Annotated in this window: 21 protein-coding genes; 11 read left to right on the plus strand and 10 right to left on the minus strand. The window is 54.9% G+C overall.

Annotation, left to right across the window (positions count from 1 at the left end):
* The first annotated feature begins 201 nt into the window (after positions 1-201).
* Positions 202-918 (plus strand): FadR/GntR family transcriptional regulator, encoded by a 717-nt coding sequence (locus QP922_RS06720; protein ID WP_284808501.1) that lies wholly within the window; start codon positions 202-204, stop codon positions 916-918.
* A 9-nt stretch (positions 919-927) separates the two neighbouring features.
* Here QP922_RS06720 and QP922_RS06725 read toward each other — a convergent pair whose 3' ends face one another.
* From QP922_RS06725 to QP922_RS06755, 7 genes are all read right to left on the minus strand, one after another.
* Positions 928-1,638 (minus strand): N-acetylmannosamine-6-phosphate 2-epimerase, encoded by a 711-nt coding sequence (locus QP922_RS06725; RefSeq protein ID WP_284808503.1) that lies wholly within the window; start codon positions 1,636-1,638, stop codon positions 928-930.
* A gap of 41 nt (positions 1,639-1,679) precedes the next feature.
* Complete coding sequence (locus tag QP922_RS06730) at positions 1,680-2,621, minus strand: ROK family protein (RefSeq protein ID WP_284808505.1); 942 nt, start codon at positions 2,619-2,621, stop codon at positions 1,680-1,682.
* Between the two features lie 31 nt (positions 2,622-2,652).
* Positions 2,653-3,597, minus strand: a complete 945-nt coding sequence (locus QP922_RS06735; protein WP_284808506.1) for a dihydrodipicolinate synthase family protein — start codon at positions 3,595-3,597, stop codon at positions 2,653-2,655.
* A gap of 114 nt (positions 3,598-3,711) precedes the next feature.
* Positions 3,712-4,797 carry a 3'-5' exonuclease gene (locus QP922_RS06740; protein ID WP_284808508.1) on the minus strand — a complete coding sequence of 362 codons (1,086 nt, stop codon included), beginning with the start codon at positions 4,795-4,797 and terminating at the stop codon, positions 3,712-3,714.
* Between the two features lie 19 nt (positions 4,798-4,816).
* Positions 4,817-4,981, minus strand: a complete 165-nt coding sequence (locus QP922_RS06745; RefSeq protein ID WP_284808509.1) for a hypothetical protein — start codon at positions 4,979-4,981, stop codon at positions 4,817-4,819.
* 141 nt (positions 4,982-5,122) lie between these two features.
* Entirely contained in the window at positions 5,123-6,142 is a 1,020-nt protein-coding gene (locus tag QP922_RS06750) for a 5-methylcytosine restriction system specificity protein McrC (RefSeq protein WP_284808510.1), read from the minus strand.
* Between the two features lie 56 nt (positions 6,143-6,198).
* On the minus strand, positions 6,199-8,310 hold the full coding sequence (locus tag QP922_RS06755; RefSeq protein WP_284808512.1) for an AAA family ATPase: 2,112 nt from the start codon (positions 8,308-8,310) through the stop codon (positions 6,199-6,201).
* A gap of 274 nt (positions 8,311-8,584) precedes the next feature.
* Here QP922_RS06755 and QP922_RS06760 point away from each other — a divergent pair, with 274 nt between their 5' ends.
* Both QP922_RS06760 and QP922_RS06765 read left to right on the plus strand, forming a co-directional pair.
* On the plus strand, positions 8,585-9,673 hold the full coding sequence (locus tag QP922_RS06760) for a thermonuclease family protein (protein ID WP_284808513.1): 1,089 nt from the start codon (positions 8,585-8,587) through the stop codon (positions 9,671-9,673).
* A gap of 37 nt (positions 9,674-9,710) precedes the next feature.
* Positions 9,711-10,217 carry a GNAT family N-acetyltransferase gene (locus tag QP922_RS06765; RefSeq protein WP_284808515.1) on the plus strand — a complete coding sequence of 169 codons (507 nt, stop codon included), beginning with the start codon at positions 9,711-9,713 and terminating at the stop codon, positions 10,215-10,217.
* Between the two features lie 77 nt (positions 10,218-10,294).
* Here QP922_RS06765 and QP922_RS06770 read toward each other — a convergent pair whose 3' ends face one another.
* On the minus strand, positions 10,295-12,007 hold the full coding sequence (locus tag QP922_RS06770) for a bifunctional metallophosphatase/5'-nucleotidase (protein ID WP_284808517.1): 1,713 nt from the start codon (positions 12,005-12,007) through the stop codon (positions 10,295-10,297).
* 737 nt (positions 12,008-12,744) lie between these two features.
* Between QP922_RS06770 and QP922_RS06775 the strand changes: the two genes are divergently transcribed.
* The 8 genes from QP922_RS06775 (at position 12,745) to QP922_RS06810 (ending at position 21,491) form a co-directional block, all read left to right on the plus strand.
* Entirely contained in the window at positions 12,745-13,992 is a 1,248-nt protein-coding gene (locus tag QP922_RS06775; protein WP_284808518.1) for an arginine deiminase, read from the plus strand.
* Between the two features lie 506 nt (positions 13,993-14,498).
* Entirely contained in the window at positions 14,499-15,737 is a 1,239-nt protein-coding gene (locus QP922_RS06780; protein ID WP_502869592.1) for a hypothetical protein, read from the plus strand.
* A 30-nt stretch (positions 15,738-15,767) separates the two neighbouring features.
* Positions 15,768-16,340 (plus strand): hypothetical protein, encoded by a 573-nt coding sequence (locus tag QP922_RS06785; protein ID WP_070669715.1) that lies wholly within the window; start codon positions 15,768-15,770, stop codon positions 16,338-16,340.
* A 3-nt stretch (positions 16,341-16,343) separates the two neighbouring features.
* Positions 16,344-16,925: a hypothetical protein gene (locus tag QP922_RS06790; RefSeq protein ID WP_284808520.1), complete on the plus strand. Its 582-nt coding sequence runs from the start codon at positions 16,344-16,346 to the stop codon at positions 16,923-16,925.
* Positions 16,926-17,472: 547 nt separating this feature from the next.
* Positions 17,473-18,447 (plus strand): TAXI family TRAP transporter solute-binding subunit, encoded by a 975-nt coding sequence (locus tag QP922_RS06795; RefSeq protein WP_284808521.1) that lies wholly within the window; start codon positions 17,473-17,475, stop codon positions 18,445-18,447.
* A gap of 34 nt (positions 18,448-18,481) precedes the next feature.
* Complete coding sequence (locus QP922_RS06800) at positions 18,482-19,006, plus strand: DUF1850 domain-containing protein (protein WP_284808523.1); 525 nt, start codon at positions 18,482-18,484, stop codon at positions 19,004-19,006.
* A gap of 15 nt (positions 19,007-19,021) precedes the next feature.
* Positions 19,022-21,046: a TRAP transporter permease gene (locus QP922_RS06805; RefSeq protein ID WP_284808525.1), complete on the plus strand. Its 2,025-nt coding sequence runs from the start codon at positions 19,022-19,024 to the stop codon at positions 21,044-21,046.
* 97 nt (positions 21,047-21,143) lie between these two features.
* Positions 21,144-21,491, plus strand: coding sequence for a DUF2200 domain-containing protein (locus QP922_RS06810; protein ID WP_284808527.1), 348 nt, complete (start codon positions 21,144-21,146; stop codon positions 21,489-21,491).
* A gap of 34 nt (positions 21,492-21,525) precedes the next feature.
* On the opposite strand, the gene QP922_RS06815 is transcribed toward QP922_RS06810, so the two are convergent.
* Both QP922_RS06815 and QP922_RS06820 read right to left on the minus strand, forming a co-directional pair.
* A complete protein-coding gene (locus tag QP922_RS06815; RefSeq protein WP_070669712.1) occupies positions 21,526-21,756 on the minus strand; it encodes a hypothetical protein in 231 nt (76 codons plus the stop codon).
* Between the two features lie 4 nt (positions 21,757-21,760).
* The gene (locus QP922_RS06820) at positions 21,761-22,600 is read right to left on the minus strand and encodes a RelA/SpoT-related domain-containing protein (RefSeq protein ID WP_284808528.1); all 840 of its coding nucleotides are present in this window, start codon (positions 22,598-22,600) and stop codon (positions 21,761-21,763) included.
* Positions 22,601-22,610 lie beyond the last annotated feature (10 nt).

Consider the following 22,610-nt stretch of genomic DNA (forward strand, 5'->3'; position numbering starts at 1 on the left):
GTCACTCTCTGATTCGTCTGTGCAACAAAGCATGTTGAAAGCTACGATACATCAGACGTCTGATGTGTGAAAGGATTTAAGATAAAGCCGTCTGTCTTTTGCCCATCAGTGTGAAGAATTTCTCCCCAGCAGCTTTCATTTTTCATAAATCCAGCCGAGGTGGGAGGCTTAAGATGGTTTGAACAGAAAAGAGGGAAACCAGTGGACACCGGAACGTGGGGATTCAGCGAAGCCAAACATCGCCCTGCCTCAACCACACAACAGGCTGTCGAAGGCATCAAACAATTCATTCGGGACAACGCCCTCAAGCCTGGGGACAACTTGCCAACAGAATCAGAGCTTTGTGCGGAACTCGGCTTCTCTCGCTCCTCCGTCCGCGAGGCCATCAGGATCCTGACGACGTTAGATATCGTCGAAGTCAGGCATGGAACAGGAACATTTGTTTCCAGCACGACACTCAAGGCCTTAGTTCAAGGCCTCATTTTTCGAGCGACTCTCGACGCTGATGACAACCTTGAAACACTTCGTAACGTGGTGGAGATTCGGCAGGCAATTGATCTAGCTATCGGACAAGAAATCACAACCAAACCCGACCCCTCGAAGCTAGATCAGTTGAGCGCCATCGTCGAAAAGATGTCAGCCAAGCGGGAGCAAGGTCTCAACTTTGCCGAAGAGGATCGGGAGTTTCATCAAGTTCTTCTTTCCGAAGTAGACAACCCGATTATCCGTGAGCTCAATGATGCCTTCTGGCAAGTGCACATGAACGTCATTCCACTCCGCAAGTTGGAAGAACCCCAGGACTTAAGCAGAACAGTTCGCGCACATCAAGACATCATCGATGCTCTACAGAACAATGACCTCAAGAAGTACCAAGAGTCTGTGCTCAGGCATTACGAACCCCTGCTGACTTCGCTGTGACAGTCCGCGTCAGTTATTAAAGCTCCGTGTAATCCACGCAGGGTCTGTAATGGCAGTGCCAATGATGATTGCATTGGCGCCAGCGCGCTTTCCTGCAGCCACATCATCGCGCGAGGCAAACCTGCCTTCGCCGATCACAAAGGCATCCTCACCGCAGAGCCGTCGTCCCTCTGCCAAGCATTCAAGATCTGGGCCTTCGGTCTTGCTCCGGAACTCTGTATAGCCAGCCAGCGTCGTTGAAATGATATCTGCTCCTGCTTGGTGGGCCCGCTGCATTTCTTCCGGGGTAGAACAGTCAGCCATCGACAGAACATTAAGTCGGTGACACTCCGCGACAAGGTCAGAAAAGCTTGAGCCATCAGGCCGAGGGCGATCCGTAGCATCCGCACAGATAACAGCTGCACCTGCCTCAGCCAATTGGCGTACGGACTCAACGGTAGGGGTGATATAAACCCCCTCACTCCCCTCCTTTGTCAGACCGAAAACTGGTACATCTACTGCGGTTGCGATTACCTCGACATCCTCAATGCCGCCATACCCGCCACACCGGATCGCGCGGCTTCCGCCCTCAACACACGCACGAGCGACATGCGTCAAGGTGTGAGTATCGCGCATTGGGTGACCATCTGGCGCTTGCACCGAGACAATCACCGAGTTTCGAATCATGTCGTGAACTTCTTCTCGGCGGTCCGCCAGTTCACTGCTCTTATACCTAAACATATGCCTGAGCCCTCCTCTGGATATATCGCAGATAAACGGTGCTAAAAAGCGTTATCTCGAGCAAAAGCCGCTGCGCCTACTAACGGGGCTGTCGCCGGGGATTCAGTAACCTGAACTGCAACGGAGCGATTCGGCTTCAACGCGAAATCCTCTATGGCCTGACGGAATGGTTCTTCGACAGCGGCCCCAATCTGGCACACACCGCCGCCTAAGACAACGGCATCGAGATCAAGCCCTGAAACAAGACCAGCCACCGCGCGGCCGAGGCCATAGGAATTCCCTCGAATAATCCGGGAAGCGAGCTCATCTCCCTGGTTCATTCTTTCCACGACCTTTTCGAGGGGAAGCGTTAACTGATCTCGCTGCTTCCACTGCACCCGTTCGCTTGCGGGGTTCGCAGAAAATTCTTCATAATACGCAGCCAGGCTATTGCCGCTCATGATGTTCTCGGCGCGGTCCGCACAGCCCCGGAAATCAGCGCACAAGAGCTCCGAGAACTCTCCGGCAGATCCGGTAGGTCCGCTAAGCAAAACCCTGTTATCGCTTACTGCCCCACCGACACCAGTTCCCAACGATAGGTAGAGAACCCTGCCTGACTGAAAATCCCTCGCGGCTCCGAGCATTAGCTCTCCGTACGCCCAAACCCTCACATCGTTATGAACAGCACACGGGAGATCAACAACCTCTTTCGCGACCTCACGAAGGTTGGTGCCAGCCCAGTTCTTAATGGTGTCTCCGTTGTAGGTGACGAGCCCTTCGGGAGCTTTAATGACTCCTGGCGAACCAATGCCTATTCTCGCCGGGGCAATGCCCGATTCCTCCAAAGCCAGTTGAATGGCTCTCTGGATCTGCTCCTGTGGTGAAGCCCCGGCTGGCTGGGTAGGAATCTTTCCCAGCGCTACTGTTTGTGTTGGGTCTTCATCAGCCACGAAGCCCCAACCAATCTTTGTTGCACCGACATCAAGCGCAAGCGTACTAGTCACTCTTCACTCGTTTCGTCGTAGTTCAGCGAAATTAAGGCTCGATCACCTGAGCGGCATCGACGATTTCATGAATCTTAGCCAGCTCCTCTTCGTTCAGAGCGACATGCGGGCGGGACATAAGCCCCGACGGGAAGACGCCCAAGTGGTGAAGCGCTGCCTTGAAACTGCCGAGGCCCTGCGAGCTTCCGCCCATGCGCGCGCCATCACCAACACCAACGATGGTGAAAAGGTCACAAATCTTAGACTGCAATTCCGCAGCCTCTGCATACGATCCGTCAACTAGGAGCTCATGCAACTTCACGTAGGAAACCGGATCCACGTTGCCCAGACCAGGTACCACACCATCGGCACCTGCCAGGTAAGCAAAGTCGACCGTAGTTTCCGAGCCAGTCAAGACCACAAAGTCTTTCACCCCAGCCTTGTTGCGGGCACTAATCAGAGCACGCGTGTATCCATCATTGCCGCCAGAATCCTTAACACCAGCAATAACGCCTTCCTTGGCGAGGGAAATAAGAGTAGAAATATCCAGCACCGAGTGAACACTGACCGGAATGTTGTACGCGTAGATGGGAGTCTCTGGCGCGGCTTCGTGAAGAAGCCGGAAGTGCTCTGCAATTTCTACATCATGAGTACGAACATAAAAAGGTGCAGTAGCAACTAACCCTTGCACCCCGAGCGCGACGGCATCGTCAATGTGCTCGATGACTCGCGGAGCCGTCATATCAATCACGCCGGCGATGACCGGAACGCGTCCTTGAGCCTGTTCCACCACCGCTGTGATGACTTCCTTGCGCTGCTCTCGAGTGAGGAAAGCTACCTCACCTGAAGAACCGAGAACGAACAGTCCATGAACGCCAGCTTTGATAAGCCGCTCTGCCTGGCGCTTGAGGGTATCAATGTCAACAGAATAGTCCTCATTAAACGGAGTTAGCAGCGGTGGCACCACGCCACGCAAGAGCTGTGTATTTGCAGTCATGTTTAGGAACCTTCCCATTCGCCTTCGTATTGGAGTCATAAGACATCATACGTCTCCTAGGATTGTGATGCAGTTCCTTCTGGCGAAAAGAAGCGTGAAAGAAAGCCGACTAACCTACCCCGGCAACAACTCCGACGCCTCCCCCACCACGCTCACCACGAGCACATCGCGGGCGCGGGAGGCCGCCACGTAAAGCAACGCGCGTTCCCGCTGCAGCGCTTCATCGGCCTCAGCCGGCGCTAGCCCCTTCATGAGGTAGCGCTGCGGCAGCGCCTCACGGCTTACATCCAGCAAGATGACGTGCGTGAACTCCAGGCCCTTGGCATTGTGCATCGTCATCACCGCCACCGGGCGCTCCCGGGAGGTGCGCCGCCCAGTGCTCACCGCCACACCAAGCTCACCCAACTGCGTGGCAATCTCATCTTTACGAGGGTTGGTGCGGGTCAGCACGCCAATGGAGACATCTTCCTCCCCGGAGGCCCAGTCCCGAACATGCGCGGCCAAAGCCTCGGCTTCCTCCGCCTTGCTGGCAGAACTCAGCACCACCGGTGCCGGGCCCTGGCGCACCGAACGGTAGCCGTGAAGATCATCGAGATCCTCTTCCGAGTCAATCCACTCGGTCCCCTCCAAAATCGCCGTGGCATAGCCCAGGTTCTGCCGGGTCGTTCGGTAGTTCACCCGCAGCTTCCTCGTGGCACGGCCGCGGGTTTCAATCCCGTAATCACGCAGCACCAAACGCTGGCCATAAATGCGCTGGTGCGAATCCTCCGCAATAAAGATGTCATTCGGCTCACGCTTAGCCACCGCCCGCAGGAATTTCCAATGGCCGGCGTGGAAGTCCTGGGCTTCGTCGATAAGCACGTGGTCAAACATGCCTTCAGTGCCGGTGCGGTGCTCCACGATGTGCGCGGCCACCACCGCCGCAGCCGCATACGTCAGCTTCCCAATGGACGCGCACGCCGCGTGGAAGTACTCCACAATCGCCCACACCGCCTTGCGCTCAGCGCGGTTCAGCGGAGTTCCCCGCCCGGTGCGCCGCGCACGCAGGTAGGTCTTCTCATCCGCGATCCCCTGCGTGAGGATCACCGCCGAGTACTCCTGCGCCAAAAACGTCGGGTGGGATTTCTCCCGCGGGAGTGAGCCGCCTTTCAGCTTTTGTACAGCGGCACCGGCGTGCGGCGCAGCGTGGACTCCAGTCACAGGCGGGTGTGGACTCCAGTCACAGGCGGGTGTGGCGAATTTGCGGTGGCCCCGGGCGGACGATGACGATGGCAGTGGTATCGCGCACGTAGTCGCTCACGCCGCGGGCGCGGATGCGGAAGCCGTCGGTGGTGCGCGCGACGTTGCTGACCAGCCAGTGCTCATCGCGGCAGGAGATGGTCACGCCGGGGCGAGCTAGGAGTAGTCGGTAGGACTCATGGCGTCCAAGTCATCAGTGGGGATGGACTTGGCATGGCAGATTGTGGCTCAGGCGTTCTAAGGTCTCCGACAAACTAATTTCCAGCAAGGCAATGGTTCATCACATTCATTTCTCATTCAAGAGCGACCGCTCAACCACGGCATCCAACTGCTCTTGAACTTCCCTCCACGACGCGTCAAGGTTTAATGTCTTCGCAGCGATACGGTGACCAGAAATTGATGCAGAAAAGTCGGGGGAAATTTCCTCGTTAGTTTTTGCGTACAGCAACAGACCTGAAACCTCCCTTCCGCTGTTTCGCGCAAAGTTAATCACGTAGCTCAGCAACTGGTAAAGATGCCGAGAATCAAGCGTTGCCTTGCCAAAGCGTGACCACTGCATCGCCGAGCGATAATACTTCGCATCGATGACTAGAGCGGAAGAACCATTCGACAGCACCACGTCGGAGCGCATGATGGGAAGCTGTTCTTCTCCCCATACTTCCCCACTCAAATCCCAAGAAATGTGAGGAGAGGATGGTTTCAGTTCCGGATAGTGCCTCTGATAGTAGCGAAGTAGAAATCGCTCATACAGCCTACTTTCTGCTTCTTCTCCCAACCACGAGGCCAAGGTGATTCCGCCTTCGGATTCCCGTTGCATGAGCCCTTCAACGACCATCCAACACACACCATGCAGGAGTTTGTATTCAGTAGTCAGACGTGTGTAGTGCACATCACGCCAACGGATTGATCGCGGTGCGATTGAACGAACTTCAACGAAACGGTACAGAATATCCCCGAGCCTGCGCCGACGGTGTCGGCTCAACTCTCCCTCCGTTAGAAGCAGTTCCACCACCGACTTAAGAATCCTATTGTGCTGGGTATCAAGCAGATACTCATCAAACTCGCACTCAATCGCGCCTCGGCTACGCGCAGCGGTGGCTATCGTGCTTGCAAAATCAATTCGTCCACGTACCGTCCGTAGTTCTTCTTGCACGCGCTGATAGTCGTGATGCAAACCTCGCTTAACTTGATCTTCGATTCCTTGGATGAGGATTTCTGCACACAGCTCGTGAAAGTTTTCAAACTCTTCTCCAAAGAATGAAGTAGTTTCTATGCGACTTATAGAGTCAAAGGCATAAGCCAGCATGACATAAATGTTCCGAAGAACAAGCGAACTCTTCGGCTTTGTGGAGCCTGCTGGCACTATTCCACCGCCTCGCGCAGACGATTCGACCACGAATCTACAAGCGCAGGTTCATCAAACCAGTATTCTTCCAGCAGCGGAACAAGGTCATCCTCAACGACTGAGTAAAGCCAATCGTCTTCGGTTTCATCTCCACTAGAGCCTTGGACGACATAACTGTGGCCAATCAGAAAACCTCGTCCCAACCTCGGATCATCTGCGATTACTTCATTCAGAGCCCTGATAACCTCCACCAGCGCGTCAAGTGATTCGCTTTCTTGTGATTCCTTCCAAGCCTGAAAACCAGCAGATTCAAAAGCGGGCGGTATGTTGAAGAATCCAAAGCGCCGGCGCAGAGCATGATCCATTACCGCGAGACTGCGGTCCGCAGTATTCATTGTTCCGATGAGATACACGTTCTCGGGAACGCTAAAGATCTCGTCGTTGTAGATAAGCCGAAGTCCTTGTCCACGTTTGTCAGATTCAATGAGCATCAGTAGCTCTCCAAAAATCTTCGATACATTGCCGCGGTTTATCTCATCAATAATGAAGAAGAAATGACGGTCGGGTTCCTCTCGGGCCTTCTCGCAGAAAGCGTAGAAGGGCCCGTTCACTAAATCAAAGCCACCATCTTTATTGGGCCTGAAGCCCATCATAAAGTCCTCATAGGAATAGCTTTGATGGAACTGAATCTGCTCAATTCGTGAAGAGTCCTTTTCCCCCATATCTGCAAATGCGATCCGGCGCGCGACGTATGTTTTGCCAACGCCAGGCGGACCGGTCAAGATGACATTCTTCTTACGACCAACCAATGACAGCAAACGATCAAACTGGTGTCTGTTGAAGAAAACTTCATTTAAGAATTCTTTATCAGAGTATGCCTTAACTGAGGAAACGGGACTTAGCTCGTCTTCTCGCTCTACAGCGAACAAAGCATCGAGCTGATCGATCAAGCCGCGCTTATCGGTGATCCGTGTCAGTGATTTCTGGATAGCGTTTAAGGTGTATTCCCATTCTCCAGTAAACTCCCACTCCACATTACGTACATTCTTGAACTCGCTGCGGTTCTTTTCGTAGCGCGGGCCAGAGGCAACAACGCCTCGTCCAAGAATTTTGTTCTTGCCACGACGAGCAAAAACAATGTCTCCGACTTTAATCTCACGTTGAAACTCCCAAACGGCCAGTGGCTGGTTGCGAGAGATTTTTACAGAATCATCCCTCTGCATCTCAGCTTCAATAGCTGCACGATCTGGATACGCACCAAAATCCCCTAAACCATCCCAGCCGAGCCCGATGAGCCCCTCGCTCATAAACTCGTCCCACCGTTGCTGGCTATCACCGGGATCGTAGAGCCAATAGTTCCGGCGTTGAGGTTCTTCTGATTCCTCCTCGTTCCACAGAGAAAAGACAGCCGGGGTCCAAAACCCAAACTCGCCCTCGACTTCCTCTGCTATAGCCGCTCGAATGGAATACAAGTCACGGTCGATGGCCTGCGGCGTTTCTCCCGTTCGACCATCGATCATCGAGCTGAGCTCACCAACTATTTTTTCCTTCAATCCTTGCGCCGAAATTGCTTCAAAAGCTTCTGGGAACAGCAGGAACTGCATTATATTCCTGATATCTGATCGGTCATCAACAGCCAGGTTAAGTATGAAGTCCTGCAGTTTTGCTGGATCGCGCAAGATAGCTCTTCGTTCGGTTTCAGACTGCTGACGGAATTCTTCTACAAAGCCAGCCATCCATGAAACGTGCCGCCACATTTCCCCGTTGAAAGCTCGGCCGGCCTTAAGTCCAGCGATACCGGACTTCCTGTTCATCAACTCAAGCAAGCTGTGTGGGATCTCTACTTCCCCTCCAAGACGCTCAAGCACAAGGTCAACATGTTTAATTCGAGTCGACGGGCGAGCGTTAATGAGGGCATGTTCTCGGAGAAAGACAAGCTCGGCCGCTAGAAGGGTTACTTCTTTCGAAGCACCTTTCAGCTGCACGTCGAGTTTTTCCCATTGAGTCATGCTGGTTCCAACGATCGGGTCCTTGACCAGCCTCTCGCGGACTTCAATAGCTGCTTCAGGCGTCCAGATAGTTACAGAAGGGTCGATGATAGATCGCCCTCCGCCCATGAGGTTCTGCACGATCGGTGCGATTTCATGAGCGATCCTCAAGTCATGAGACAAGCGCGAAGCCGTAACCCGAGGCTCTAACTCAAACTCACTTAGTTTTCCCATACGTCAATTATCCAGTAAACAGTTCTGGTTTCTAGGTATCTCCCTACAGATCAGCATTAACGCTAGCTGTTAGATTTCTCCGCAGGTCTGCAGAATTCGGTCACATCTCCAGTCCCCATCAATACAGGAATGTATACTCCTGATGTTCTTGTTACTCTCTTTCTCTCGTGAGGTTCCTGATATGGGATTTTTCAAGGTTGTCGCTGGGCTGTTGGCTGCCGGCGGCGTAGGCTACGGCGCCTATGCCATGTTGGGGCCGGATTCCTCTGGTGACGTAATTACGGTCCAAAACGTCATCGATGGCGACACCATCGATGTAGCGCAGGGCGGTGAAACCAAACGCGTTCGCCTGCTCAATATCGATACTCCAGAGATTGGCAAAGAATGCTTGGCCGAGGAAGCAAAGCAATACTTGGCTGGCCTGCTGCCAGCGGGCACGGTGGTGACACTGGAGTACGACGCCGAACGCGAGGATAACTATGGCCGCACGCTGGCCGGTGTATTCAAGGAGGGATCCTTAGTTAATGCTTCCGTTGCTGAGGAGGGCCTAGCCATTCCGATGAAGGTGGGCGGAAACACTCGTTTCTTCTCGGAGGTCTCTGCCGCCGCGGACAGGGCCCGTGCTGCGGACAAAGGCATCAACTCGGCCGGCCCCGAGTGCGCTTTTGGCGACGACAGCGCCTACCAGTCCTACCAGGACGCACGCTCCGCTGTGGATGAGGCGCAACAGTTCCACTTCGATGACATGTGGAACGACGAACAGCTCGACAAGGCTCGTAGCCATGCCACCCGCCTAGTCATCGCGAAGTTAGCCGTAACCAAGCTGGAAAAGGCTATGGCGGAACAGTCTGAGTTCCAGAAGGAAGCGTTTGGCAAAGAGCAAACAAAGCTTCTCGACGAACTAAAGAAGGACGCCACTGAGCGAAAGGAATCTTTGGACCACGAAATTTCCACCGCCAACGAGGAACGCGAGAAGAAGCACGCCGAGGAAGAAGCAGCGCGCGAAGCTGCGGAGGCTGCACAACGTGAAGCAGAAGAAGCAGCCCGCCGTGCGGAACAAGAGGCCGCGGAGGCTGCCCGCCGCGCGGAGCAGGAAGTTCAGCAAGCCGCACCCGCCTACCAAGCGCCGGCCGCACCAGCGCCCAGCAATCCGGTTGACAACTACACCGGCTGCCGCGCCTACGGTGGAAACTACGCAATGACCAGCATCGACAACAAGGGTCGTCCGTACGCAAAGATTGACTGCACCACACGCGCGCAGATTGGGTAGCCTTGGCAGACCGTAACTTTCGACGTCAGGACTCACGATGAATGACACCTATGCTCTAAGCACTCCGCGACTCAACCTTGCGGTACCGACGGATGCCGATATTGACGCCATCTTTACCATTCACTCGGACGCCCGTACCTACGAGCACCGCCCTGAACTTGCCATGAAGACCAGGGAGGAAGCCACGGAGCTGGCACGCGCATGGCAAGCCAATTGGCGCGAGAATCAGCTGGGCTACTACGTGGTATCCACGCTCGATGGCACGACCATAGGTTTTACCGGTGTGCGACACAGCGAAGAAGCCGGTGAAGAAGTGCTCAACCTCTACTACCGCTTCGCGCCTGAATCGCAGGGCAAAGGCTACGCCAAGGAGGCCGCAGCCGCTGCAATTGCCAGCGCGCGTGAGCGTTTCCCGCAGCTCCCCGTCGTCGCCATCATCGACCCCACCAACGAGGCGTCGATTGCCCTAGCCTTGAAGCTCGGACTTCAACACGTCCCCGGCGCGGGAGTGCCGGATGATTATGAGGTGTACCGACTGGGCTGATAAAAATATCTGGACACTCGCAGCTCAGCCACTCTTTTGATACGTGGGGATGACTCCGTAGAACTGAAATGCCCTGGTTATTGATGCAGTCCCTGCAAGGGGAAGTGATCCGAAGGAAGATTTAGTTGCCACGAGCCCGGCAAGAAGGTCTTCAGATAGCGAACAATCCCATCCAGTAAAGACTTGGGAGTAAACGCGACGAAAGCACCCGCCAGTGCAGCAATCACCCCGATGGCAATGGCCACTGCATGCGAAGAGCCAATCGACGATTCTTCTGTCTTTCCACCGTTTGCTGGACCGTTTGGCTTTTCAGGAGTCTGCAAAGGTGAAAGTTCACCGTGCCGCTTGATGTACTCGGAGAAGACATCGACGTCGATTGCCGTGCCGGTAGAAGTAACATGTGCATCGCTGAATGAATCGATCTTGTCGCCACCGTTCACCACGTAGTTGCTAATGGCCAGTGAGTACGTGGCATTCATATCCATTGACGTACCATCATCGAGCTTTATCGCCGTGACCCGCTCACCAAATGGCGCAGATGCGTCGAAATCAAACGTGAATCCGGCAGTTCGCGGGAAGCCGTTTCCACCGTCCGGGTTGGATTCAATACCTTTTTCCAGTGCATCTTTGATCTGAGCTCCGGTTGCTTGAATTGAGATTGGTGAGTTACCAAAAGGAAGCACCGACTGCGCATCGCGACGGGTCAGGGTCCCCTCTTTTATGTCGGCACGCTGGCCACCACCGTTCTGCCATCCAAGCTGTGTACCAAAGTGTTCACGATATGCATCCGCTACCAAGGGCCCGAGTTCTGCCTTTGATAAGGGCTGAGTCGCAGTACCGAGTTCCTCACCCAGTTGGCGGTCTAGCTCCCCATAAAGTTCCTGGGAGCGAGCCTTCCACTCTTCGTTAGCGGTGAGCGATGGATTGACTGGGTGATTCACGACCTTCACTGTGCGCTTCTGCGTGGAACGGTCAACAGTAATGTCAAGGTGAACCAGCGTCCCGTAATCAGCGCGCGGTGCAACAATCGGGCGTTTGTCGGCCGTGTAGGTTACTTCTTCTGGTGATTGTGCCTCGTTTTCTTCGCGCAGCGCTGCTGCAAGCTCGGGAATCTCCTCCATCACCAGAGTGGTGTCATCTTTTGAAATCTGACTCAGCAGAATGATTGCATCTACGTCTTCTTCTTGAAGCCTGTTGACCCCGGCGCGCGCGGATTCAACAAAATCCCCCGTAACAACTTCCTTGGCAGCTACGGTCCGATCAAGGTCTGCAGTAAGGGACACAAACCCGACGGTAAGTTCACCGGACTTGGCGATAAAGGTGGTTCCATCCTCACTGATCGGTTCGCCATTCTGGGTAGTCAGATTGCTGGAAATCCACGGAAACTCAGCCTTTTCAATAAGACTGCGAGTGTGGTCCAAACCGTAATCAAAGTCGTGGTTACCAAAATTACCGACGTCCACACCCAACTCATTAAAGGCCTCTACGAAAGGCTCACCGCGAAATACCGAGCCGAATAGGCTTCCAGCGGCCAGTTCCCCACCGAAAGCGACGATGGGATCGCCTTCTTTTTCCCGGAGAGTGTCGAGTGCAGTTGCCAAGTAAGCGATACCACCCTGGTGGCTTCCATCATCCCACGAACGCGGTTCAAACTCCTTCATGTCTTGGAAGTAGACGACGTCCCCAGAAGCCACAGCCCGATCAGTGGGAACAGCTTCAGCTGCAACGGCATTTGCTGCGTTAAGAGAGAAGAGGGAGGCCAAAGCAAGAAGGATATGACGATTACGCATGGAAGAATTTTCTATTTCTTGGTTGGAGAAGTTCAGACATAAGGGGAAAATCGAAATGAATTTTGGAAGTCTAAATGCTTACTTTCTGCCCCTGCTCCTAGACCGTCAAGCAGCACTCACTTAATCCTCAACGACCTTCCGTTCCTTAAACCGAGTGAGATGTTTGAACCGCATGTTCGAATCAATCACATCGATGTCCGCCCCGATCCCTACTGTCAAAGATACCCCTACAAGGAAGGCAGGAAACCTGCCCTTCTTCCCTATCACTCTGGGGCCGCGTTGCCACTTCCCACCGACAGCGGCGCGGCCCATTCTTCAAACTTCAAAGCTCTTTGGGTTGGATTCGGTCAAAGGGTCATAGGAGATCATGAGAAATCTCCCCTTTTCTACTATTCGCGTAGAGTTTCATCCCCTCCGCATTTATTCATCCGTTCACGGGCTGGGGCGCGATGGCCGTCGGTGTCGGCATTACCGCAGTGGCGGGGAGGTGAGCGTCGGCAAGCACGGCGTAGAGCTTCGCCGTGAACCTGCCGGCAGCGCATGAATAAACAGCGATAATAGTATGCACCCCGCCGCAAAAACTACATCTACGTGGGATTTCTCCTCCGTGTGCGAGTTTGAAAAAGTGCGAATCCCCCATAGAATTGTCGCCTAGTTCACATTAGCCAATCTACGGTGACTCTATTCACCAATTAAAGAAATGGCGCGACTCACCGAGGGCTAGGAAAGGTTCAAACATGACAACTCCCCTACCAGGCGTCTGGTCCGAGGCAGGCAAGCTCCACCAAGTGATGGTGTGCGCGCCGGGGCTCGCGCATGAGCGGCTGACACCGAGCAACTGCAAAGACCTGCTCTTCGATGACGTCCTGTGGGTTGATGAGGCTAAGAGACACCATGAGGAATTCGTCGCCAAGCTGCGTGAGCATGATGTCGACGTTCTGGACATGCACACGCTCCTGGAGGAAACCCTGGACACAGAAGGTGGACGCGATTTCATCCTGGATTACAAGCTCTTGGATAGAAACGTCGGCGCAGGAATCGGCGGCGAGCTGCGTCACTGGTTCGAGGAGCTGCCCACGAAACGGCTCGCGGAGCTGCTCATCGGTGGAGTGTCCTTTGCTGAAATTCCCGAGGGCCTCGGCCACGGCATCATTGATACGATGCGCGCGGTCTATGGCCCCACCGCGTTTGCGTTGCGTCCGCTGCCCAATACGCAGTTCGCGCGCGATAATTCGGCGTGGATTTACGGCGGGGTGACTCTCAACCCCATGCGTATGCCGGCGCGGCACCAGGAAACGCTACTGACCCGCGCTATTTACAATTTCCATCCGCGGTTTGCCAACGCAGATTTCAAGTTCTGGTACGGCAATACTGACGAAGACCAAGGTTTGGCCGCGCTTGAAGGCGGTGACATCATGCCGATTGGAAAAGGTATCGTGCTCGTCGGCATGGGTGAGCGCACCACGTGGCAAGGAGTCAGCCGATTGGCCATGCGCCTCTTCGAGGAAGAAGCGGCCACCCAGATCATCATCGCTGCCATGGCCAAGGATCGCGCATCGATGCACCTCGACACCGTCTTCACTTTTCTGGATGCAGATAAGGTGACGGCCTACCCCAAGGTCGTTGACACCATTCGCCCTATCGTGTTGCGGCCTTCAACGAGTACGGCGCCTTTCGACGTCGAACTTCCCACCGAACCCTTCCTCACGGTCACCGCCAAGGCGCTTGGCATTGGAGCATTCGAAGTCATTGAGACGGGCGGCGATGCCTACACCGCTGCGCGTGAGCAGTGGGACGATGCCAACAACGTCGTGGCCATTGAGCCCGGCGTGGTGGTGGCTTATGACCGTAATAAGCACACCAACAAGAAGCTGCGGGCCGCGGGCGTGGAGGTCGTGGAAATTGGCTCAGCAGAGCTCGGCCGGGGCCGCGGTGGCGGGCACTGCATGACGTGTCCCATCATTCGGGATGCCGTGGATTACTAAGGTCTCCTGGGAACATATTTTCGCACTGCTCACCGGACGCTCCTTTCGGCATGCAGAAGGGGTGATGGTGGGGATGAGGGGGACGTCGGCAAGCGTGGCGTAGGACTTACCGAAGTGGCGGCCGCGCGTTCCCTACCCCAAGGGTGAGGAATGTGGACGTGGGCGCGACGGCCAGTAGCGCACAACCCCAGCAGTACACATGCGACTTTAAGCTCACTGCCAGCACCTTCGGATGAATGGTCAGAATGTCAACACCTCCAAACAGGGTTAATCGAACGATGGTGCACGAACGATCAAAACGCTGGTCTCCAGGCGCTTAACATTGCTAACTTTCTTGCAGGTGTACAAAATATTTTTCCCTTTTTATTGAGGCGTAAGTTTCCGACGCTTAAGATTGTCCCAGGTTTCAAGAAGTTACCCATTATTCTTTAAGTTTCTTTAAGGACGGTATCCAGGTGCATATCAAGGGACTCCGCGCGCTCGCGCCGCTGGCGGCTACAGCCGCGATGGCGAGCGCGGCCATCATCGCGCCCGCAGCACAGGCGGCCACTATTCCGCCCATGCCGCAGGCTTACCCCATCACGAACCTCTACAAGAGCTGCAGCGCGGCCGGCGAAGACAACGCCACGCCGGAGTGGCGCTTTGCTGAGACGGGACGCCGCTACGTCAGCGACGGCACCCTGCAGTTTAAGAACACCACCAACCAGGAGGTGCCGTACACCGCCTCCGTGGAAACGGGCACCAACCACAAGATTGAAGCCAACTCCAAGGCCGCTATGCCTTCCGGATGGGACACCACGGCTAAGTCTGACATCGGACTGAAGCTGAGCAACGGTTGGCACGATAAGGAAACCTTTGGCCCCATCAAGCTCAAGCCGGGTGAGTCTTTCCGCGTGGAGTATGGCGTGGTGGAAAAGGACTTCATCTCCATGTTCGTCGGTTGTAACGACGACCGCCTAGAGAATATGCCAGGCGCCAACGTCATCCGCGGCAAGGGCCCAGCCGAGCGCTATGCCTTTGCCTACATCATCAAGGCAGACGGTTCCATTTCGGACCTGGCCATGGAGATTCCCTCCCGCTCCCCGGGCGCGAACTCCAAGCCCATCGATGGCACCTATACCTCCGTCTCCGGTCCTAGCCTGGAGAAGATTGCGGACCCGAAGAAGGACGAAATCATGCAGCCTTCCGAGGATCTGCAGCGCGATCCGTCCTGGCCCAAGGAGGGCGAGACCTGCGAGGGCCGCGATAGCTCCTGGTACCCGCTGGACATCACCGCAGTGACCCCGACGTTCCGCAAGCCGGGCTACTCCACCGACTTCCTCAACTGGTCTAAGGGCGACTACGAGTACGCACCAGTCACGGACTTCGTCGTCGGCGCGGAGCACGCGCCGTACACCAACTGGCAGGGCAACCGCGGCGATATCCCGAAGGGCTGGCTGGAATCCGTCGGTGCGGTCAAGCGCGCCTACATGCCGGTGGGAACTGAGCTCGAGCACATCGACCTAGCCCCGGGCGAGCGCGTCCGCGTGGAGTACGGCACCACCATGACCCGCATCAACTACCGCGAGATTCACTGCGGTAAGGACGGAAAGTACAGCCTGACCTCCAACTACAAGCAGACCACCGCTCCCAGCGGCTTCTGGGCGGAGGCCACCATCACGGGCAAGGACGGCTCCACCCGTACCGAGGACGTCACCCCGGACGAGTACCGCGACCTTCCGGTTCCTACCCAGACCATCTACTAATTCCTCTCAAGTATTCAAGGAGAAAACACCATGTTCAAGACCAAGATTGCTTCCACCACCGCTGCTCTGGCCGTTGCTTCCGGCCTCATCCTCGCTCCGGCTGCTAACGCGCTGCCGGCTCGCGACCTGGGTCCGGCTAACCCGACGACCATCGGTGAGCACTGCGCCAACCCGGGTGACACCGGCCAGACCGTGAACATCAAGCGCACCTACTTCGACGGTTCTGCTGGTTCCTGGACCGTGTCCAACTACAACGACGAGCCGCTTCCGGTTACTCGCTCCATCAAGGAAACCAAGACCAAGACCTGGAACGTTTCCGCCGGCGTTGACTTCAAGCTGCTGGATCTGATCAACTTCACCTTCTCCTCCAGCTACACCGATTCCCAGTCCTACGAGGTCGGCGAACAGGTCGGCCCGTACAACATCGCCCCGGGTAAGACCGCCGTGCTGCGTGCCGGCTGGGTTGTCTCCGACTTTGAGGGTCAGAAGACCATCTGCGGTTCCGATAACACCTGGCAGCCTAACGGCGAGACCTTCACCGCTACCCTGCCGAAGGAGCGCCACATTGAGGTCTCCACGCGCGATAACAACGATTGGGGTTAAGGCGTGCTGAAGAAGTCCATCGCGAGCACCTTTGCCGCACTGAGCCTGCTAGCGGTCGCTCCCGTTGCCCACGCCGCGGACTTCGGCGGGGACTTCGAGCTGCCCCAGCGCTGGAACGAGGACCACAAGCCGGGCACGCACTGCTCGACGCCCGGTGAGAACGGCACCTACGTCACCGCTACTCGCCGCTGGTTTAAGCAAACCGACGCCACGAGCGTGGCCAACCGCAACGATGAACCCGTACCGGTCAGCCACACCGTGACTCAGGCCCGCACGCAGACCATCGAGGTCTCCGGCTCCATCAAGGGTGTGGGCGAGCTGGCGAAGGTGCTGACCCAGACCTACGGTTTCACTTACGTCAACGAGCAGCACTGGAAGCTCAACCAGAAGGTCGGCCCCTACGAGCTGCCGGCCAACTCCCAGGGCAAGCTGGTGTGGGGCTTCACCATGCTCGACACCGACGGCCAGGACGTGCGCTGCAACTCCGACCAGGAATGGGAGGCTGTGGGCAAGCCCTACTCCGCCACGGTTCCGGAGGCGCGCTACTCCGAGCTGCAGCTTGACGACGCCCCCGTCTGGAACTAACTGAACTAGCTCACCTCCCTGAGCCCCACCACAGAGGGCACCCTGACGCCGCTTTACGACGGCCGCGGGTGCCCTCTTTTTGGCGTTTTACGGCATGATCAAACGGCAACGCGGGCATTGCAAAACGGCAACGGAACCCTTGCAGAATGGCAACGCAGGGCTTGCAGAATGGCAATGAACTCTTTGCAGAACGGCAACGAGAGCCTTGCAGAATGGCAACGGGTCCCTTTCGCGCGGCCCTAGATTGTCGCAAAATTGCGCGCACTACAGATCGCATGTGCTGGTTATGCCACCCCAACCAAGCCCCTCCCCAAATAGGGAAGATTGATGAACAATCCGCGCTGAATTTTCCGGATTTCCCGCCCCATAGGGACATTGGGAAAGAAAATGTACCCCCATTTCACGGTTTTCACATCGACCGGCCTTCCGGGTTGCTACATTTCCAAAACAAGAAGTTGTGCGATAACGCACAGCTCTCACTTACAGGTGATTTGATTCACCATACTCACTACCTAACTCATAACCAGTACCGAAAAGGAAGTCCACCATGCGCATTCGTTCAGCACTCGCAACCGTATTAGCCGCTTCGCTAGTTCTTACCGGCTGTTCTTCTTCAGACTCTGGATCTGGTTCAGGTGATGGCACTGTTGACTTCGTGACTATCGCTGCCGGCGGAACTTCCGGCCCCTACTACCAAATTGGTGCTTCGATGTCGCAGGTGCTCGGTGACAAACTCGGCGCGGATTCTTCGGTACAGGCCACTGGTGCTTCCGTTGAGAACATTCAGTTGCTTACCGACGGCGACGCTGAAATCGCTTTTGCAATGGGCGATGCAACCCGTCAGGCAATCGAAGGAACTGGCCCATTCGCAGACAAGGAGGGTCTTAAGGAGCTCACCGCCATCACCGCCCTCTACCCCAACTTCGTTCAGATCGTGACCACCAAGAAGTCCGGAATTCAATCTGTGGAGGATCTCAAAAACAAGCGCGTAGGTGTTGGTGACCAGAACTCTGGCGTTGAGCTCAACGCTCAGATGATTCTCGAGGCCCACAACATGTCCTATGACGATATCAACGAGGACTTCCTCTCGTATGCTGACTCCATCGACCAAATGAAGAACGGTCAGATTGATGCAGCTTTCGTCACCTCTGGTCTTCCAAACTCTTCCGTCATGGATCTTGCCACCACTGAAGATGTGGTCATCGTTCCTATCGAAGGCGAAGGCATGAAGACGCTTCGCGAAAAGTACCCGTTCTTCAACGAAGACGTTATTCCTGGTGGTACCTACGATGAGGCCGAAGATGTTCCGACTGCATCTATCACCAACCAACTCCTTGTCTCGCCGCATCTCGACGACGAGCAGGTCTACGAAATCACCAAGGCGCTCTTTGAAAACCTCGATGCAATTCATGCTTCCCACAACGCAGCAAAGCAGATCACCTTGGACTCCGTCGAAGATGGACTTGCGACTGAGCTAAACCCTGGCGCCCGCAAGTACTTCGAAGAAGTAGGGGCTCTCTAACGAACTCTGCAATAACGCTGAACTGGGACCTGCCATGGCCAAGCGCTCAACGATTACACTTTTCGCTGTACTCAGCGTTGTTGTCCTTGCGCTGACTGTTGTGGGTCCCGTCGCCTTTTCCGATACGTCAGACCGTCCTCAAAAATCGCAGCTTATCGTGGCAGACGCTCGTGGCGACGTCGTCTTCCTCGAGGTGCCCACTAGCCAGATTGACCACGTTGAACTCGAGTGGATCCACTCTGTGGAAAAGGAACCGTGGCGCGAAATATATCGAATAGATTCCCACCATCTTCTTCTTACAGATGTCTACCTCAAAAGCTTTGGTGCAGGAGTCCCCAGTGATTTAGAGGGGGTCACCGTCAATGAGGGAGGCATCGTCCATACCTCGAAGATTGATCGCCAGATCGAGGAACTCAATTGGGTGCACTCCCACGAAACCGATCACACTTTCCGAGTCTTCTTCGTGAACCGTTCAGAACCATTAGTTCTGCAGCAAGAGATTCCCCATCACACCTTTGCCACTGCATTCGTCGGTACAGCTGCTGATATCGGCACATAGTTAGAAAGAAAGACCATGGTTAAAGAAACAGAGACAGCCCACGTCGATACCCTTTCACAAAAAGAGCTGGACGACAAAGGCCGCATTCATATTGACACCGAGCCCAACAGTGCCGAAACGCAGGAAATACTAGAGAAGTTTGACCGCGAATCGCGCCTTAGGGATTTTGTCTCCACACCGGTGAACGTCATCGTGACGGCTTTTGCAATCATCGTATCGCTGTATCACATGTATACGGCCTACTTTGGCTCCCCGCCGGTTCTGGTACACCGAGCTGTACACGTTGCGATGATCCTGGTACTGGCATTCGCTTTGTACCCGCCCTTCATGAAGGCTTCACGCGAGAAGATCCCGCTTTACGACATACTTCTCATCCTTGCGTCCATCTCCACCGCGGTCTACGTCATTTTCAACTATGAGGACATAGTCCGTCGAGCCGGTATACCTACAACTCTCGATATTGTCTTCGCGGCGATTCTGGTTGTGTTGGTCATTGAGGCCGCTCGTCGAATTACCGGTTGGGCGCTACCGGTGCTTGCCATCCTCTTCCTTCTCTATTCTGTGTATGGACGTGAGATGCCGGGCATGTTGCGACACCGTGGCTACGACTGGGAAAAGACCCTCAACTTTACTTATCTGACGACCGAAGGAATCTTTGGTACGGCAATTGGCGTTGCCGCTTCGTACATTTTCCTTTTTGTCCTCTTCGGAGCTGTGCTTCAGAAGTCAGGCATGGGACAGTTCTTTAACGATATTGCTCTTGCCCTCGCTGGACAGACCAAAGGTGGCCCAGCAAAGGTAGCTGTCGTGGCATCCGGTTTCTTGGGCTCCATTAATGGTGCTGCAGTCGCAAACGTTGTCACCACCGGTGCTTTTACTATTCCGATGATGAAGCGTGTCGGCTACAAACCGGTTTTCGCTGGTGCTGTGGAATCCTCAGCCTCAGTTGGCGGTCAGATTTTGCCACCGATTATGGGCGCAGCTGCATTTATCATGGCTGAGACGTTGGGCATGCCTTACAAAGAAGTAGCTATCGCAGCGCTCGTTCCCGCTCTGCTCTACTACCTCGGAGTCATTGCCCAGGTGCATCTTCGTGCAACCCGCCAGGGACTCAAAGGAATCTCTCGCGACAATCTCCCTGCAGTAACCGAAGTCCTCAAGGAGCGCGGTCACCTTACGATTCCGCTCATCTTCCTCGTCTACATGTTGTTCTTTACCGGACGTACCATCCTGTTCTCGGCGTTTCTGACGATCATCGTCACCCTTGTCGTCGCCCAGCTGCGCAAGACCACACGTATGAGCATCATGGAGATTCTGGATTCCTTCGCTCTCGGTGCCAAAACTGCAGTGTCGGTATCCATTGCCTGTGCAGCCGTTGGCATCGTCGTGGGTGTCGTCACCCTCACTGGCTTCGGAGTTACTTTGGCAAATGCCATCGTGACCATTGGTGCAGGCAACCTCCTGCTGTCCCTCGTCTTGACCATGATCGCTTGCATCATCCTTGGCATGGGTCTGCCATCGATTCCGACTTACATCATTACGGCAACGATGGCTGCGCCGGCTCTCGGACAGCTCGGTGTTGAACCGTTGGTTGCCCACATGTTCGTGTTCTACTTTGGCCTTTTCGCGAACATCACTCCGCCAGTGGCACTTGCGGCATTCGCGGCAGCGGGTATCTCCGGAGCCGATCCCGTCAAGACCGGTTTCCAATCAATGCGGTTGTCTCTCGCCGGCTACATCATTCCCTTCATTTTCGTCTTCAATCCCGCGATGCTTCTTCAGGATGTTTCTGCATTTGAAGCCATTCTCGTAGCGATTACAGGCACTGTTGGCGTGCTTCTTTTATCTGTTGCAGTGGAAGGACACCTGATGGTTCGCGCTAATCCGCTTCTCCGCGTACTGTTCGCCGCAGCTGCCCTCACGATGATGGCTCCGGACCTCATTACGGATCTCATAGGTGCCGGCGTGGGCCTTCTGGCCATTGCAATCCAATGCTTCGCTGCGAAGAAAGAAGGCGCATTGTCGATACGAAATATTTGATGCCCTGCCCCATCGCTGCTTCTCGTGTGCTGTTGGAGGCAACACCAAGCAAGACTCCAACAGCCCCGACACCGGCGACAGCGGATAAACTGCTCACATGTCCCACCGCATCTTTTCCGTGCCCTTCGCCGACATCTACCCGCACTACGTCAACAAGGTAGAGCGCAAAGGCAGGACTGTTAGCGAGCTCCACGAAGTTATCTCCTGGCTCACTGGCTATTCAGTTGAGGGCTTAGAGCGAGCGCGAGAGGAGGAGGTCACCCTCGAGGAATTCTTCGAACAGGCACCACATCTCAACCCGTCCCGCTCATTTATCACTGGGAGCATTTGCGGGTACAAGGTCCAGGACATCGAGGACCCGCTGATGCAAAACATCCGCTACATGGACAAGCTCGTTGACGAGCTCGCCAAAGGCAAGGCCATGGAGAAGATCCTGCGCAGCTAATCTCTTCTCGCTGCGCTGGCTTAATCCTTAAGCCTTAAGCCACGAAAGGGTACGGCGGCGCGGTTTTCTCACGGAAGAAGTAACGCGCATGCGTGTGCCGGACGGATTCCAAGTTCTTAGCACCAATAGCAACGATCTCGACATCAGGATCCTTATTCACTTGATCCAATTCATGACGAGCGCGGGTTCCTTCAATCAGGGATTCGTACTCGGTGACTTCGAGCGCTCCCGTCGGGCGGTGATATTTGATGAGATAGGCCGGCATCGAACTATTCTCCTTCCATGTCACGATGAATTCGACGTTCCTCGAATTCACGCATCAGTTTATCTAGCATCCTATACATGCGCCGCCGCAGTTGACGTGCTTCATTTTGAGTGGTTCCAACAGTTCCGCCGCGTTCAAAAGGTTCAGTAAGAATATCAACGAGCCTTTCCACCCTGTTGACAACTTCTGATAGTTCATGCAAAACACGGGTCTCAGTTTCAAATTCTGCAGGAATTTCTCCTCCGAATTCGAGGTATCGAATTTCTCTTCCGTACAAGTCTCCAGCCATTTCATAAAGGTTCGCCCATTGAGACTGAAGTGCCGTGCGCAATTGAAACTCCGCACGGCCCGCCTCCGAAATCACATGCAAATGAACAGCTCGATAGCCTGAATGCGGTTCATCGCGCATGTCGCGGATCTCAATTCTCTTCGCACCAGCCGCTTTTAGGGACTTAGAAAGGAGGTGCGCTAAAACTGTCTGTTCAGTCAAAGTCACATCAAAATCCATTCGCACCCCGGAAACATCTTGAATGTTCTCCAATGGAAAACTGGGCATGCGGCGTAGTTTTTCTACAAGGGTATCCCTCGTCTTTACGCGTGAACCTAAAAAATAAGTGTCGGAGTCAGGCTCGACGAAAGAGTTTGAAGCCAGCTCCAGTGGATTCTCAAGACCTGCCATCGTCTTACCTGCTTCGCGAACCACCACATCACAAAGCGCCGATTGCTGATCTAGGAATAGCCCGAACCTCTCCTCATCAATCGCCTCTCCATTTCGCAGCGCACTGCCTATTCGATGTATCTGCCCTTTACTAAAAGTTGTCGGCTTTTGTTCTAAGAACCTCATGGCTCCCCCT

This window comes from Corynebacterium sp. MSK218 (assembly GCF_030232655.1).
Classification (GTDB): domain Bacteria; phylum Actinomycetota; class Actinomycetes; order Mycobacteriales; family Mycobacteriaceae; genus Corynebacterium.

Excerpts from the sequence above, each read along its gene's own strand:
- QP922_RS06725 (WP_284808503.1), bottom strand. The coding sequence starts at position 1,638 with ATGTTTAGGTATAAGAGCAGTGAACTGGCGGACCGCCGAGAAGAAGTT.
- QP922_RS06735 (WP_284808506.1), bottom strand. The coding sequence starts at position 3,597 with ATGACTGCAAATACACAGCTCTTGCGTGGCGTGGTGCCACCGCTGCTA.
- QP922_RS06750 (WP_284808510.1), bottom strand. The coding sequence starts at position 6,142 with ATGCTGGCTTATGCCTTTGACTCTATAAGTCGCATAGAAACTACTTCA.
- QP922_RS06760 (WP_284808513.1), top strand. The coding sequence starts at position 8,585 with ATGGGATTTTTCAAGGTTGTCGCTGGGCTGTTGGCTGCCGGCGGCGTA.
- QP922_RS06765 (WP_284808515.1), top strand. The coding sequence starts at position 9,711 with ATGAATGACACCTATGCTCTAAGCACTCCGCGACTCAACCTTGCGGTA.
- QP922_RS06770 (WP_284808517.1), bottom strand. The coding sequence starts at position 12,007 with ATGCGTAATCGTCATATCCTTCTTGCTTTGGCCTCCCTCTTCTCTCTT.
- QP922_RS06775 (WP_284808518.1), top strand. The coding sequence starts at position 12,745 with ATGACAACTCCCCTACCAGGCGTCTGGTCCGAGGCAGGCAAGCTCCAC.
- QP922_RS06780 (WP_502869592.1), top strand. The coding sequence starts at position 14,499 with ATGGCGAGCGCGGCCATCATCGCGCCCGCAGCACAGGCGGCCACTATT.
- QP922_RS06785 (WP_070669715.1), top strand. The coding sequence starts at position 15,768 with ATGTTCAAGACCAAGATTGCTTCCACCACCGCTGCTCTGGCCGTTGCT.
- QP922_RS06795 (WP_284808521.1), top strand. The coding sequence starts at position 17,473 with ATGCGCATTCGTTCAGCACTCGCAACCGTATTAGCCGCTTCGCTAGTT.
- QP922_RS06800 (WP_284808523.1), top strand. The coding sequence starts at position 18,482 with ATGGCCAAGCGCTCAACGATTACACTTTTCGCTGTACTCAGCGTTGTT.
- QP922_RS06805 (WP_284808525.1), top strand. The coding sequence starts at position 19,022 with ATGGTTAAAGAAACAGAGACAGCCCACGTCGATACCCTTTCACAAAAA.
- QP922_RS06810 (WP_284808527.1), top strand. The coding sequence starts at position 21,144 with ATGTCCCACCGCATCTTTTCCGTGCCCTTCGCCGACATCTACCCGCAC.
- QP922_RS06815 (WP_070669712.1), bottom strand. The coding sequence starts at position 21,756 with ATGCCGGCCTATCTCATCAAATATCACCGCCCGACGGGAGCGCTCGAA.
- QP922_RS06820 (WP_284808528.1), bottom strand. The coding sequence starts at position 22,600 with ATGAGGTTCTTAGAACAAAAGCCGACAACTTTTAGTAAAGGGCAGATA.